At 74.9% G+C, this 13,691-nt stretch carries 15 protein-coding genes; 13 read left to right on the forward strand and 2 right to left on the reverse strand.

All coding sequences use genetic code 11. The annotated features are described in order from the left end of the window. Window positions 1-134 precede the first annotated feature (134 nt). From KOV94_RS14415 to mutM, 9 genes are all read left to right on the forward strand, one after another. Window positions 135-824 carry an ABC transporter ATP-binding protein gene (locus KOV94_RS14415; RefSeq protein ID WP_124344189.1) on the forward strand — a complete coding sequence of 230 codons (690 nt, stop codon included), beginning with the start codon at window positions 135-137 and terminating at the stop codon, window positions 822-824. Further along, on the forward strand, window positions 821-2,422 hold the full coding sequence (locus KOV94_RS14420; protein WP_124344188.1) for a DUF6297 family protein: 1,602 nt from the start codon (window positions 821-823) through the stop codon (window positions 2,420-2,422). The genes KOV94_RS14415 and KOV94_RS14420 overlap by 4 nt, the downstream gene beginning before the upstream one ends. Next, on the forward strand, window positions 2,419-3,063 hold the full coding sequence (gene rsmD, locus KOV94_RS14425) for a 16S rRNA (guanine(966)-N(2))-methyltransferase RsmD (RefSeq protein WP_218052414.1): 645 nt from the start codon (window positions 2,419-2,421) through the stop codon (window positions 3,061-3,063). Before KOV94_RS14420 ends, rsmD begins: the two co-directional genes overlap by 4 nt. A gap of 50 nt (window positions 3,064-3,113) precedes the next feature. Further along, on the forward strand, window positions 3,114-3,608 hold the full coding sequence (coaD, locus tag KOV94_RS14430; RefSeq protein ID WP_124344186.1) for a pantetheine-phosphate adenylyltransferase: 495 nt from the start codon (window positions 3,114-3,116) through the stop codon (window positions 3,606-3,608). Continuing rightward, complete coding sequence (locus KOV94_RS14435) at window positions 3,605-4,120, forward strand: hypothetical protein (protein WP_124344185.1); 516 nt, start codon at window positions 3,605-3,607, stop codon at window positions 4,118-4,120. Before coaD ends, KOV94_RS14435 begins: the two co-directional genes overlap by 4 nt. 162 nt (window positions 4,121-4,282) lie before the next feature. Continuing rightward, the gene (locus tag KOV94_RS14440) at window positions 4,283-4,861 is read left to right on the forward strand and encodes a YceD family protein (protein WP_124344184.1); all 579 of its coding nucleotides are present in this window, start codon (window positions 4,283-4,285) and stop codon (window positions 4,859-4,861) included. Between the two features lie 2 nt (window positions 4,862-4,863). Next, entirely contained in the window at window positions 4,864-5,061 is a 198-nt protein-coding gene (gene rpmF / locus KOV94_RS14445) for a 50S ribosomal protein L32 (RefSeq protein WP_124344183.1), read from the forward strand. Window positions 5,062-5,107: 46 nt separating this feature from the next. Further along, window positions 5,108-5,899, forward strand: coding sequence for a ribonuclease III (gene rnc, locus KOV94_RS14450; RefSeq protein WP_225916671.1), 792 nt, complete (start codon window positions 5,108-5,110; stop codon window positions 5,897-5,899). Window positions 5,900-5,904: 5 nt separating this feature from the next. Further along, on the forward strand, window positions 5,905-6,813 hold the full coding sequence (gene mutM / locus KOV94_RS14455) for a bifunctional DNA-formamidopyrimidine glycosylase/DNA-(apurinic or apyrimidinic site) lyase (RefSeq protein WP_218052415.1): 909 nt from the start codon (window positions 5,905-5,907) through the stop codon (window positions 6,811-6,813). 74 nt (window positions 6,814-6,887) lie between these two features. On the opposite strand, the gene KOV94_RS14460 is transcribed toward mutM, so the two are convergent. Continuing rightward, on the reverse strand, window positions 6,888-7,889 hold the full coding sequence (locus tag KOV94_RS14460; RefSeq protein WP_225916672.1) for a phosphoglycerate dehydrogenase: 1,002 nt from the start codon (window positions 7,887-7,889) through the stop codon (window positions 6,888-6,890). A 7-nt stretch (window positions 7,890-7,896) separates the two neighbouring features. Here KOV94_RS14460 and KOV94_RS14465 point away from each other — a divergent pair, with 7 nt between their 5' ends. The 4 genes from KOV94_RS14465 (at window position 7,897) to KOV94_RS14480 (ending at window position 11,909) form a co-directional block, all read left to right on the forward strand. Beyond that, window positions 7,897-8,523 carry a response regulator gene (locus KOV94_RS14465; RefSeq protein WP_124344123.1) on the forward strand — a complete coding sequence of 209 codons (627 nt, stop codon included), beginning with the start codon at window positions 7,897-7,899 and terminating at the stop codon, window positions 8,521-8,523. A gap of 113 nt (window positions 8,524-8,636) precedes the next feature. Beyond that, entirely contained in the window at window positions 8,637-10,094 is a 1,458-nt protein-coding gene (gadC, locus tag KOV94_RS14470; protein WP_218052416.1) for a glutamate/gamma-aminobutyrate antiporter GadC, read from the forward strand. Then, the gene (locus KOV94_RS14475) at window positions 10,091-10,543 is read left to right on the forward strand and encodes a hypothetical protein (RefSeq protein WP_218052417.1); all 453 of its coding nucleotides are present in this window, start codon (window positions 10,091-10,093) and stop codon (window positions 10,541-10,543) included. Before gadC ends, KOV94_RS14475 begins: the two co-directional genes overlap by 4 nt. Then, the gene (locus KOV94_RS14480) at window positions 10,536-11,909 is read left to right on the forward strand and encodes a dipeptidase (protein WP_308160565.1); all 1,374 of its coding nucleotides are present in this window, start codon (window positions 10,536-10,538) and stop codon (window positions 11,907-11,909) included. Before KOV94_RS14475 ends, KOV94_RS14480 begins: the two co-directional genes overlap by 8 nt. A gap of 43 nt (window positions 11,910-11,952) precedes the next feature. Here the strand turns inward: KOV94_RS14480 and KOV94_RS14485 are convergent, their stop codons facing one another. After that, the gene (locus tag KOV94_RS14485) at window positions 11,953-13,683 is read right to left on the reverse strand and encodes a sensor histidine kinase (RefSeq protein ID WP_307720316.1); all 1,731 of its coding nucleotides are present in this window, start codon (window positions 13,681-13,683) and stop codon (window positions 11,953-11,955) included. Window positions 13,684-13,691 lie beyond the last annotated feature (8 nt).

Raw genomic sequence — 13,691 nt, forward strand, 5'->3', positions numbered from 1 at the left:
GGGCGCGCCCCCGCCGGATGACGGCGTCACCACGGACGCGCCGTCGCGGCTCGTCGCGGCGGTCCCGCACCCCGGCTGGTGCGTCGACGAGCCCCGGTGCGGCGTGCACGGGTGGGCGGTCTACCCTGGCGGGCGTGTCGAAGCCCGTCGTGCGCGCCCAGGACCTGGTAGTCGGCTACGGCGGGGCACCGGTGTGCGCGCCGGTGAGCTTCACGCTCGCCCCGGGCAAGGCGGTCGCGCTGGTCGGCGCCAACGGCTCGGGCAAGTCGACCGTGCTCAAGACGATCCTCGGCCTGCTCACGCCCGCGCAGGGCACCCTGCGCGTGTTCGGGGACCCCGTCGACGAGCGCGACGTGCTCTTCCGCACCCGGGTCGCGGCGGTGCTCGACGACGACGCGTACTTCCCGGCGCTCACGGTCGCGGAGCACCTGTACCTCACCGCGCGCGGCCACGGCGTGCTCGGCGCCGACGGCGTCGTCGACACGCTGCTCGACGAGTTCGGGCTGTCCGACCACCGTCGCGCGCTGCCCGTCGCGCTGTCCTCGGGCCAGCGCCGGCGCCTGCTCCTCGCCGCCGGGTTCGCGCGTCCACGATCGCTGCTGGTGCTCGACGAGCCCGAGCAGCGCCTCGACCGCGCGATGCGCGACCGGCTCGCCGACCGCCTGAACGTCGAGAAGCGCGACGGCGGCGCGGTGCTGCTCGCGACGCACGACCCCGACCTGGTGCGTGCGGTCGCCGACCGTGCGGTGGTCGTCTCGGACGACGTGAGCCGCGTGGTCGACCCGGCCGAGGCGGCCCGCGTCATCAGCCGGGAGAACCCGTGAGTGACGAGGCGGCCGTCGCGCCCTCCGACGTCGGCGAGGTCCCGTCCGCCCGGGCCATCCGTCGCTACACCGCGCACGCGGGCAACGCGCGCGGCGGCGCGAACCTGGGGTCGGTCCTGTCCGACGTCTACTACGCGGTGATCGCGGTCGGCGTGGGCGTGCTCGTCGCGCTCGGCGCCGCGCGCACCCTCCGGCTCGAGGTGCACCCGGCGTCGCACGTGGTCACGGGGTGGGCGCTCGACCTGTCGACCCTCGTCGCGGTCGTGCTCGTCGCGGGCGCCGGGGCGCTGCTGTCGGTCGCCGGTCGCCTCGGGCCCGTCGGGGCCGGTGGTGCCGAGGCGGCGTGGTGGCTGGGCCTGCCCGTCGACCGGCGGGGCCTGCTGCGGCCTGCGTCCCTGCGCCTGCCGGTCGTGGCCGGACTCGTCGGCGGTGTGCTGGTCGCGGTGCTCGACGCGGGGTTGCTGGCCGAGTCCGGCAGCACCGTCAGCCGCGTCGCCGTCGCCGCCGCGTTCGTCGCCGCGGCCGTCGTCCTCGTGGCCGCCGCCGCGCAGACCACGGGTACCGCGCGCCGCACGCTCGCGCTCACGGGCGACCTCGTCGCGGTGACCGCGCTCGCCGCGGCCGCGGTCCTGCTCGTCACCGACGTCCAGGTCCCGCCGCCCGCGCCCGGCTGGGTCGTCGTCGCCGTGCTCGCGGTGCTCGTCGTGGGGCTCGGCGTGCTCGTCGACCGCCGCCTGGCGCACATCCCGGAGCGCTCGCTGCGCGAGAGCGGCTCGGTCGCGGCCCAGGCGGTCGGTGCGGTCGTCTCGCTCGACTCGCGCGAGCTCGGCCGCGCGCTCACCGACGGCGCGCTGCCGTCCGCGCGTCGACGCGTCAGCCGGCTGCGGACCGCGCGCGGGGCCGCGTCCGCGCTCGTCACGGCCGACCTCGTGGTGCTGCGGCGCTCGACCCGGCACCTCGTGCAGCTCCTCGTCGCGGCGCTCGTGCCCGCGATCGTCGTGGTCGTCCCGCAGCTCGCGTCCCCGTTCGGCGTCCTCCTGGCCGTCCTCGTGTCCGGCTACGTCGCGGCGAGCGCGACGGGGGAGGGCGCGCGCCGCGCCGAGATGGCCCCCGTGCTCGACCGGCTCCTGCCGCTCGAGGCGAAGACGGTCCGGCGGCTGCGCATGGTCGTCCCCGGCGCCGCGATGCTCGTCTGGTCGCTCCTGGCGTTCGCGGCCGTCGGGCTGTGGGCCGACCGGCTCGTCGGGTGGCTCGCGCTCGCGGTCGCCGCGACGCCGGTCTGGGCGGCCGCGGCCGTCCGGGCCGCGTACCGCTCGGCGCCGGACTGGTCGGGACCGCTCGTCTCGACGCCCATGGGTGCCCTGCCGGGCGGTGTCGCCGCGGTGCTCGCCCGCGGGCCCGACGTCGTCGTGCTCGGCCTGCTGCCCGTGTGGATCGCGATCCTCGTCGGCCGGACCGGGCCGGTGTTCCTCGCCGCGCAGGCGCTGTTCTCCGTGATCGCGGTGCTCGTCGCGTCGTCGATCGAGACCCGGCCCCTCATGGAGCGGATCATGGACGCGCAGGAGAACCCGCCCGAGAAGTCCGGGGCGCGGCGGTGACGCGCATCGTCGCCGGGGCCGCGGGCGGCCGCACGCTCCAGGTGCCGCGCCGCGGCACGCGGCCGACGAGCGAGCGCGTCCGCGAGGCGCTGTTCTCCCGGCTCGAGCACCTGGGCGTCGTGTCCGGCGCGCGCGTGCTCGACCTGTACGCCGGCTCGGGCGCGCTCGGGCTGGAGGCCGCCAGCCGGGGCGCGGTCGCCGTGACGCTCGTCGAGTCGTCGCGCGACGCCGCCGACGTGTGCCGGCGGAACGCCGCGACGCTCGGGCTCCGCGGGGTCACCGTGGCCGCCGAGCGCGCCGAGAAGTTCGTCCAGCGCCGGCCCGTCGCCCCGTGGGACCTGGTGCTCGTCGACCCGCCCTACGACGTCGCGGAGCCCGACCTCGGCACGGTGCTGGCCCACGTCGCACCGGGCGTCGCCGACGACGGCGTGCTCGCCGTCGAGCGCTCGTCACGCTCGCCCGAGCCCACGTGGCCCACCGGCTGGGAGGGCGTCGAGCGGCGCGTCTACGGCGAGACGGTCGTCTGGTTCGGGGAGCGGACGCCGGTCGACGGCACCCCCGACGACGGCGGGCAACCCGACGACGCCGCGTGCGACGGCGACGCCGCGGACGGGCGAGCGCCGCGCCCGGACGAGGACTGACCCGGCCGCGTCCGACGGGCGCGCACCGGCCGTTCGCCTACCCTGGCCGGGTGACCACAGCCGTCTGCCCGGGATCCTTCGACCCCCTCACCCTCGGCCACGTGGACGTGGTGCGGCGTGCGCGGACGATGTTCGACGAGGTCGTCGTCGCCGTGGCGCGCAACTCGTCGAAGACGCCGCTGCTGACCGCCGACGAGCGCGTCGCGCTGGCCCGCGCGGCGCTCGCGCACGTCGACGGCGTGCGGGTCGAGGCGGTCGACGGACTGCTCGCGGACTTCGTGCGGGAGCAGGGCGCGTCGGCGGTCGTGAAGGGCCTGCGCAGCGGCGCGGACTTCGACGCCGAGCTGCCCATGGCGCTCATGAACCGGCACCTGTCGGGCGTCGAGACGGTGTTCGTGGTCGGGGACCCGGCGCTCGCGCACGTGGCGTCGTCGCTGGTGAAGGACGTGGCCCGGTTCGGCGGGCCGATCGACGACCTGGTGCCGGCCGAGGTCGGTGAGGCGGTGCGCGCGGCGCTCGCGCGGACGGGAGGGAGTGCACGATGACCGACGAGGACGCGACGACCCGGCCCGAGGGCCTCACGGGTGTGCTGGACGCGATCGCGGCGGCGGTGACGCAGGCCCGGGCGATGCCCATGTCGTCGTCCGTGCTGGTGAACCGGGCGGAGCTGCTGGACCTGCTGGACCAGGCGCGCGACGTGCTGCCCACGCAGCTCACGCGCGCGGACCAGGTGCTCGCGGACGCCGACGCGGCACGGGCCGAGGCGCGGGGGCAGGCGGACCGCATCATCGCCGAGGCACGGCAGCGCGCCGACGAGCTCGTCGACTCGGAGGCCGTCGTCGTGGCGGCGCGCGAGCGGGCGCAGCAGATCGTGCAGGAGGCCGAGGAGTCGGCGACGGTCCTGCGGCGTGACGCGGACGACTACTGCGACCGCCGGCTGGCGGACTTCGAGATCGACCTCGGCAAGGTGCTGAGCCAGGTGCAGGCGGGTCGTGCGAAGCTCGCGGACCGGCTGGACGGTGGCGCGGACGACCGGTCGGAGGGCTCCGTCCTCTGAGCCGAGGCCCCGGCTGACCGGCCGGTCGAGCAGCCCGTCGACCGGTGCCGTCGGGCGAGGTCGGGGCTGATTTGGGAGCCCCCGGTCGCGTGTCGTAGAGTTGGCGGTTGGTCCTGCCGGTCGTGGCGTGGACCGAGATCCAAGATGAGGGGACCTTCGGCCGTGCAGCGCCCTGTTCACCTCGATCCCCGTTCGCCGTTCGTGCTCGACACGCATGAGCTCGGCCGACGTCCGGGATCGACGCGGACCGTGCAGCTCACGGTCGGTGCCCCGGAGGATCTCGGGACCGACGTGATCGGCATCCGTCCTGGTACCGACATCGAGCTGGACCTCCGGCTCGAGGCGGTCATGGAGGGAGTCCTGGTCTCCGGATCCGTCCGTGGCCGGGCGGTCGGGGAGTGCGTGCGCTGCCTGGAAGAGGTCGTCGAGGACGTCGACGTCACCCTCCAGGAGCTCTACGTCTACCCCGAGCGCGCCGCCGCTGCGGTCGAGGAGGGCGACGAGGACGAGGACGTGCGTGAGCTGGAGGGCGATCTGATCGACCTCGAGCCCGCGCTGCGGGACGTGGTGGTGCCGGCTCTGCCGTTCCAGCCGCTGTGCCGCCCCGACTGCCCGGGTCTGTGCTCCGAGTGCGGAGCTCGCCTGGCGGACGACCCTGACCATTCGCATGAGACGCTTGACCCTCGCTGGTCCGCCCTGAGCGGCCTGTCGAGCAAGGTCGACGAGACGAAAGAGAGCTAGCCGTGGCGGTTCCGAAGCGCAAGATGTCGCGCAGCAACACCCGTGCGCGTCGGTCGCAGTGGAAGACCACTGCCGCGACGCTGACCTCGTGCCCCGTCTGCAAGGCGGACAAGCTGGCGCACACCGCGTGCCCGTCGTGCGGTGCGTACAACGGCCGTCGCTACGCCGAGGCCGTGCGCAGCGAGCACGAGGCCCGCTGACACCCTCGCTCGTCGCCGTGACGCACCTGACCGCCCTGTGACCGGGATGAGTGCCGCGGCCGACAGGCTCATCGTGAAGCTCGGGGTCCATCTGGACCCCGAGCTTCTCGTGCTGGCGCTGACCCACCGCTCGTTCGCGCACGAGGCCGGTGGCATCCCCACGAACGAGCGGCTCGAGTTCCTCGGCGACACCGTCCTCGGTCTCGTCGTGACCGAGTCGCTCTACCGCCGTCACCCCGACCAGCCCGAGGGTGCGCTCGCGAAGATGCGGGCCGCGACCGTCTCGCAGCGTGCGCTCGCCGGTGTCGCGCGCGACCTGGACCTGGGCGCGTTCGTGCTGCTCGGCAAGGGCGAGCTCGCGACCGGCGGGGCGGACAAGGACTCGATCCTGTCGGACACGCTCGAGGCGATCTTCGGCGCGGTGTACCTGTCGCACGGGCTCGAGACGGCCCGCACGGTCGTCGACCGGTTCGTCGGGCCGACGCTCGACGCGGCCGCGGGCCTCGGTGCGGGGCTCGACTGGAAGACCTCGTTGCAGGAGCTGTCCGCGGCGCTGGGCCTGGGGGCTCCGTCGTACGAGGTCGTCGGGGAGGGTCCCGACCACGCCCGGACGTTCACCGCACGCGCCGTCCTCGCGGGCGAGGCGCGCGGCTCGGGCACCGGCCCGGCGAAGAAGCTCGCCGAGCAGCACGCCGCCGAGGACGCCTACCGCACCCTGGAGGCGCTCGCGGCGCTCGGGCCGGCCGCGGACGGCGGACCCGACGGCCCCGCGGGGGACGTGCCCGTCCCGGCCGACGAGCACGCCGTCGCCGCCGCGGACGCGTCCGTCGAGGGCTGAGGCGGGTGCCGGAGCTCCCCGAGGTCGAGACCGTCCGTGACGGGCTCGCACGTCACGTCCTGGGTCGGACGGTCACCGGGGTCGCCGTCCACCGCGACTACAGCGTGCGGCGGCACGTCGCCGGACCCCTCGACTTCGGCGGGCGGCTCACCGGCCGGCGACTGGACGCGGCGGTGCGGCGCGGCAAGTTCCTGTGGCTGCTGCTCGACGGCGAGGACGACGCGCTCCTCGCACACCTCGGCATGAGCGGGCAGCTGCTCGTGCGTGGCGCGGCGAGCCTCGACGACGCGGCCCGGCACCCCCACCTGCGCGTGCGGCTCGGGTTCGACGACGGGTCGGCGCTCGACTTCGTCGACCAGCGGACGTTCGGCCACCTCAGCGTCCCGGACCTCGTGCCGACACCCGACGGGGAGCCCGGCGGGCTCGGCTCGGACCGCGCCGCGGTGCCCGAGCCCGTCGCGCACATCGCCCGTGACCTGCTGGACCCCGCGCTCGACCGCGCGCGCCTCGTCGAGGCCGTCCGCGCCCGCCGCACCGGGGTCAAGCGCGCGCTGCTCGACCAGACGCTCGTCTCGGGCGTCGGCAACATCTACGCCGACGAGGGGCTGTGGCGGGCCCGGCTGCACTACGCGCGCGCGACGGACACCCTGCGCCGGGCGGAGGTCGAGCGTGCGCTCGACGGTGCGCACGAGGTCATGACGCAGGCGCTCGCGCAGGGCGGCACGAGCTTCGACGCGCTCTACGTCAACGTCAACGGGGCGTCGGGCTACTTCGACCGGTCGCTCGCCGTGTACGGGCAGGAGGGGCGGCCCTGCCCGCGGTGCGGCACGCCCGTACGGCGCGACGAGTTCATGAACCGCTCGTCGTACACGTGCCCGCGCTGCCAGCCGCGTCCCCGCAACGGCCGCTGGTGACGCCGCGCGGGTCCACGCCGCTCCGGCGTCGCGCGTGACTCGGCGCTCGGCGGCATCGTGCGGCGAGCGGTGACTCAGCGCTCGACGACGTTGCGCAGCGGACGCCCGGCCGAGAACGCGGCGTAGTTCTCCGCGACGAGTGCGGCCGCACCGACGGGTCGCCCGCCGGCCGCGTGCGGGCTCACCAGGATCCGCGGCTCGTCCCACAGCGGTGACGTCGCAGGCAGCGGCTCCTCCTCGAACACGTCGAGCGCGGCGCCCGCGAGCCGACCGGACCGGACGGCGTCCAGCAGGGCGTCCTCGTCGAGCGTCGCGCCGCGGCCGACGTTGACGACCCACGCGTGCGCGGGCAGCAGTCCCAGCACGTGCGCGTCGACGGCGTGCCGCGTCGCGTCCGTCGCGGGGAGCAGGCTCACGAGCAGGTCGGTGCGGGGGAGCAGGTCAGGGAGCGAGTCGGCGGTGACGACGGGGTAGCCGTGCCGGTCGCCCGCTCGCGTCGCGACGCCCGTGACCTCGGCACCGAGCGCGGTGAGCAGCGGCGCGAGGCGGGCGGCGATCGAGCCGAAACCCCAGACCGCGACGCGCGCGCCGTCCAGGGTGCGGAGCGAGTCGCGCGGCCGGACGGGCTGCACGCCGCCGAGGTCGGTGGCCCACCGGTGCTCGGCCTGCGCGCGGACCAGGTCGGGGACGCGGCGCACGACGGCCAGCACGAGCGCGAGGGTGTGCTCGGCGACGGGACCGTCGTGCAGGCCGCGGCCCGACGTCAGGACGACGTCCGGGCCGAACCCGGCGGCGAGCACGGCGTCGGGTCCGGCGGCGAGCGTCTGCACCCAGCGCAGGTCGGTCAGCCGCTCGGCGCACGCCCGGAGGTTGTCGGCGCTGTTGCCCCACGCGACGAGGACCTGGGCGTCGAGCGCGTCGTCGGGCGGCGGCGCGTCGGGGGCGTACCGGACGACGCGCACGTCGTCGGGAAACGCGGGCGCGTCCTCCAGCGTGGTGGGCAGCAGAACCGTGATCACACCTGGATACGATGCCATCGTGCCGTCGATCAGCCAGCCGACGAGGTCGGGACCCATCACCGTCATGATCGTCGACGACCACGAGGTCGTCCGCCGCGGGATCGCCGAGGTCGTCGAGCGGACGGACGGCATGACCGTCGTCGCCGAGGCCGGGTCCGTGGGCGACGGCGTGCGTCGTGCCGGGCTCGTGCGCCCGCAGGTCATGCTCGTCGACCTGCAGCTGCCCGACGGCACCGGCATCGACCTGATGCGCGCGGTGCGCGAGTCGCAGCCCGAGGCCCGCGCGATCGTCCTCACGTCGTTCGACGACGACGACGCCCTGGCCGCGGCGCTCGAGGCCGGCGCCGCCGCCTACCTGCTGAAGTCGGTCCGCGGGGCCGAGATCACGGACGTCATCCGCGCGGTCGCCGCGGGTCGGACGCTCCTCGACGAGCGCACCGTCACGCGCCGCAAGGCCGGTCACGAGGACCCGACGGAGAACCTGACGCCGAGCGAGCTGCGGGTGCTCGACCTCATCGGCGAGGGCCTGTCGAACCGCGAGATCGCGGAGCGCCTGGGCGTCGCCGAGAAGACCGTCAAGAACCACATCACGTCGCTGCTGGCCAAGATGGGCCTGCAGCGCCGCACGCAGGTCGCGGCGTGGGTCGCGTCGCGCAAGCACGCCGGGTGGCGCGCCGAGCCGGGCCACTGACGCCTTCTGACCTGCGAGACCACCCTCGACGGGTGAGCCACCGCGCCGACGCACGTCGCTAGCGTCGCGAGCGGGCGGGGGAGGACGCTCCCGCACGACGGTGGGAGCGGCGCATGGCGGCGGACTCGCAGACCCGGGCACCGGCAGCGGCACGCGGCGGACCGCCGCCGCCCACCGTGATCACCTGGATCGCGCTCGCGTTCATGACGACGTCGAGCGTCGCGAGCCTGCGCGCGGCGCCCACCATGGCGGTGTACGGGCTCGCGGCGGTGTTCCTCTACGTCGTCCCGGCGATCGTGTTCCTGCTGCCGACGTCGCTCGTCTCGGCCGAGCTCGCGTCGGGGTGGTCTGGCGGCGTGTACCGGTGGGTCGCGGAGGGCATCTCGAAGCCCGCCGGGTTCCTCGCGGTGTGGTGCCAGTTCGCGATGACCCTCTTCTACTACCCGTCGCTGCTCGCCTACGTCGCGAGCACGTTCGCGTACGTCGTGAACCCGGCGCTCGCGTCGAACGGGCTCTACACGGCGATCGTCATCGTCGTCCTGTACTGGACCGGCGTGTGGGTGTCGTCGCAGGGCACCAAGGCCGTCGCGGGGCTGTCGTCGATGGGGCTGATCATCGGCACGCTCGTCCCGGGCGCGCTGCTCGTCCTGCTCGGCATGGCGTTCCTCGGGCAGGGGAACGCGTCCGCGGCACCCATGGACGCCGAGCACCTGCTGCCCGCGTGGACGGGCATCGCGTCGCTCGTGCTCATCGTCAACAACTTCCTGTCGTACGCGGGCATGGAGATGAACGCCGTGCACGTGTCGAGCCTCAAGGAGCCGTCGCGCGAGTTCCCGCGGTCGATGTTCCTCGCGATCGGGCTGGTCCTCGCGATCTTCATCCTCCCGGCGCTCGCGATCAGCTGGGTCATCCCCGCCGACGCGTTGTCGCTCACGGCGGGTGTCATGCAGGCGTTCGACGCGTTCTTCGCGCACTTCTCGATCCAGTGGCTCACGCCGATCGTCGGGCTCATGCTCATCGCCGCGTCGCTCGGCGGGATGCTCACCTGGCTCGCCGGTCCGTCGCGCGGGCTGCTCGTCGTCGCGCGCGAGGAGGGCTACCTGCCGCCGTTCCTGCAACGGCTCAACGCGCACGGCGTGCAGCAGAACATCCTCGTGACGCAGGGCTTCCTCACGACCGTCATCGCGCTGCTCTACGCGTTCATCCCCGAGGTGTCGAGCGCGTACTGGATCTTCTCCGTGATGACGACGCAGGTGTACCTGATCATGTACCTGCTGCTGTTCGTCGCCGCGGTGAAGCTGCGCCGCCGGGCGCCCGACCACCCGCGCGGCTACCGCGTGCCCGCCCTGACGCTGGTCTGCACCGTCGGGTTCGTCGCGTCGCTCGCGGCGCTGTTCATCGGGTTCGTGCCGCCCGCGCAGTTCTCCTCGGGCAACGGGCTCGTGTACGTCGCGATCGTCGGCGGCGGGCTCCTGCTCATCGGTCTGGTCGCGCCGTTCGCGTTCTACGCGTCGCGCAAGCCGTCGTGGCGTACCGCGACGGTCGACACCACCGCGGGGGAGGCGACGTGAGCCCGGTCGTGGCGAGTCGGCGCCGCTGGCCCGTCTACACCGCGTGGGGGCTCCTGCTCGTGGGTCTGCTCGCCGTCATGATCGTCGGCTTCGCGAACCGGCAGACCAACCAGGACGTGTCCGAGGCGGACGCCAAGGCCGCCGAGCTCGTCGCCGCGTTCGACGCCGCGGGGCTCGTCCCGCTCGACCAGGACGTCGTCGCCGACGTGCTCGGCAGCGACGGCGGGATCGTGTGCACCGACCCGGACGGTGCGCTCGCGATCGCCGCGCGACGCGCCGGTCTCGAGAACGGTGCCGCCGGGCCCGGCATGCGCGCGTCGGCGTTCCCGCAGGACCTGCTCACCGCCGGCCGGCTCGTGCTCGAGACGTACTGCCCCGACGTGGTCGACGACTACGACGACTTCGTCGGGTCCCTCGACGTGCACGACGGGACGACGACCAGTGGCTGACGCCCCCGCCGTCGCCGACGTCCGCCGCGCCGTCGCGGTGCTCATGCCGCGTGCGCTCGACGACCTCGCCGCGCTCGTCGCGATCCCGTCGGTCGCCGACGACCGGCTCTTCCCGCGGGCCGAGTGCGAGCGCGCCGCCGCCTGGGTCGCCGACGCGCTGCGCGCCGAGGGGATCGACGACGCGCGGCCCGTGCCCACGCCCGACGGGTCGTCGACCGTGCTGGGGCACCGCGCCGGCCCCGCGGGCACGCCGACGGTGCTCCTCTACGCGCACTACGACGTCCAGCCGCCGCTGCGCGACGAGGCGTGGCTGTCGCCGCCGTTCACCCTCACGCCGCGCGACGGGCGGCTCTACGGGCGCGGAGCCGCGGACTGCAAGGGCAACGTCGTCGCGCACCTCACGGCGCTGCGGGCGCTGCGGCAGCTGCTCGGCGAGCTGCCCGTCGGTGTGCGGGTCGCGATCGAGGGGTCCGAGGAGCAGGGCACCGGCGGTCTCGAGGAGTACGTGCGTGCGCACCCGGAGCACTTCGCGGCCGACGCGGTGCTCGTCGCGGACACCGGCAACGCGACGCTCGGACGCCCGACGCTCACCGTGTCGCTGCGCGGCGCGACCAACGTCGTCGTGCGCGTCGAGACCATGGCGGGCGAGGTGCACTCGGGGATGTTCGGCGGCGCCGCGCCCGACGCCCTCGCCGCGCTCGTCGCGATCCTCGCGACGCTCCGCGACGCGCAGGGCGGCACCACCGTGCGAGGGCTCGACGCGACCGGCACGTGGGACGGCGTCGCCTACGACGCCGAGCAGTTCCGGCACGACGCGGGCGTGCTCGCCGACGTCCGGCTGCTCGGCGGTGCGAGCGTCGCCGACACGCTGTGGGCGCGCCCGACGGTCACCGTGCTCGGCCTCGACGCACCGCCCGTCGTGGGGTCCGCCGCCGCCGTGCAGCCCCGCGCCGCGGCGCGGCTCAACCTGCGGGTCCCGCCCGGGACCGACGCCCGCAACGCCCGGGACGCGCTCGTCGCGCACGTGCTCGACGTCGCACCGTGGGGTGCGCGCGTCACGGTCGAGACGGAGCCCGTCGGGCAGCCGTTCCGCGCGCGCACCGACGGGCCCGTGTTCGCGACCCTGTCGCAGGCGCTCGCGGACGCGTTCGACGCGCCCACCGTCACCGCGGGGCAGGGCGGCTCGATCCCCCTGTGCAACGTCTTCGCCGAGACGCTCCCGGACGCCGCCGTCGTCCTGCTGGGCGTCGAGGAGCCGGCGTGCCTCATCCACGCGCCGAACGAGTCCGTCGACCCGCGGGAGATCGAGCGGCTGGCCGTGGGGGAGGCGCTGTTCCTCGCGCGCCTCGCCGACCGCTCGCACTGACGACCTGGTCGATCCGCGGGGCACGGGTCGACCAGGGTGGGCGTCAGGCGAGCGGAGCCTGCCAGGTCAGGAGCGTGCCGCGGCCGTCGGGTGACGCGCCGAGCGTGAACGAGCCGCCGTGCTGCCGGGCCCGTGACGCGAGGTTGCCGGTGCCCGAGCGGCGGTCGCGACGCTCCGGCAGGCCCGTGCCGTCGTCCTGGACCTCGACGAGCACGCGTCCGAGCGGGCCGGTGCCGTTCACCGAGATGCGGACCGTGACCGACGACGCGTGCGCGTGCCGGGCGGCGTTGGCGAGCCCCTCGCGCACGACCGCCACGACGTCGTCCGTCAGCTGCTGGCCCACGCGGTCGTCGAAGCGGTCCTCCTCGAACGGGTCGTCGGACAGACCGCTGCCGTCGAGCGACAGGATCACCGACGGCGCGAAGCCGAGGCCCGTGCGCGCGAGCGACGCCTCGCGGCGCAGCCGCTCGACCAGGCCCGTCGCGGCGTCGGGGTCGCGCAGCGCGTAGACGATCTCGCGGATCTGCCGCACGGACGAGTCGACGTTGTCGAGCGCGTCGTCCACGATGCTCAGCAGCTCGCTCGGGTCGACACCCCGCGCCGCCCGACGCTTGACCGTCTCGAGCTGCATGCCGGTCGCGAAGAGCTGCTGGATCGCGAGGTCGTGCAGGTCGCGCGCGATGCGCTCGCGCTCGTCGAGCAGCGCCGCGACGTCCTGCGCGTGCCGAGCCTCCGCGAGCACGTAGGCGAGGGCCGCCTGCGAGGCGAACGACTCGGCGGTCGCGAGGTCGCCGTCCTCGAACGGCGGCTCGCCGATGCGGCGCAGCAGGATGAGCACGCCCACACCGCGGCCGGACGTCTGCATCGGCGCGTACATCGCGGACCCGAACGCGCGCATCGCGGGCACCTTGACGCTGCGGGACTGCGACAGCGACGGCGTGAGCAGGCCCTTGCCCTCGGTCATCACGGTCCACGCGCGGCCGCCCTCGGGCATGACCGTGCCCATGAGCTTGTCGGCGTCGTGCCCGTCGACGAGCTCGATGAGGAGGCGGCCGCCGAGCCCGGGCAGCGCGAGGGCCGCGGTGTCGGCGTGCGCGACCTCGCGAGCCGTCGCGGCGATGTGCTCGAGCGCCTCCTCCTCGTCGATGCCCTCGAGCAGCATGGTCGTGATGTCCTGGCCGGCGCGCAGCCAGTGCTCCCGGCGCGAGGACTCGGCGTAGAGCTGCGCGTTCGCGACGGCCACGCCGGCCGCGGCGGCGAGCGAGATGACCGTGCTCTCGTCGCCGTCGGTGAAGCCGCCCTCCTTCTCGGACAGGTAGAGCTGGCCGTAGATGCGCTCGCCCGTGCGCACGGACGCGCCGAGGAACGAGCCCATCGGCGGGTGGTCCTTCGGGAACCCGCGGAACGCCGGGTGGTGCGTGAGGTCGTCGAGCCGCAGGGCGCCCTCGATCGGGATCTGGCCGAGCACGCCGAGCGCGTGCGGTGCGGTGCCGAGCATGCGCGCCACGGCGGTCGGCACGCCCGCGTAGACGAAGGTCGTCGACGTGCCGGTGGGGTCGAGGACGTTGATCGCCGCGTACCGGGCGCCCGTGAGCTCGGCGCTGACCTGCACGAACCGGTTGAGGACCGACGGCAGGTCGAGCTGCGCGGCGACGGACAGGATCGCGTCGAGCAGGTCGGCCACGCCGTCGCCGGTGAGGTCCACGACCTCTTCCGAGTGGACCTCGCTCAGCACCCCGCGCGCGAACGGGGTCCCGACCACGGGACGCTCCACGGGCGGAC

This window comes from Cellulomonas algicola (genome assembly GCF_019024305.1).
In the GTDB taxonomy this organism is placed as follows: domain Bacteria; phylum Actinomycetota; class Actinomycetes; order Actinomycetales; family Cellulomonadaceae; genus Cellulomonas; species Cellulomonas algicola.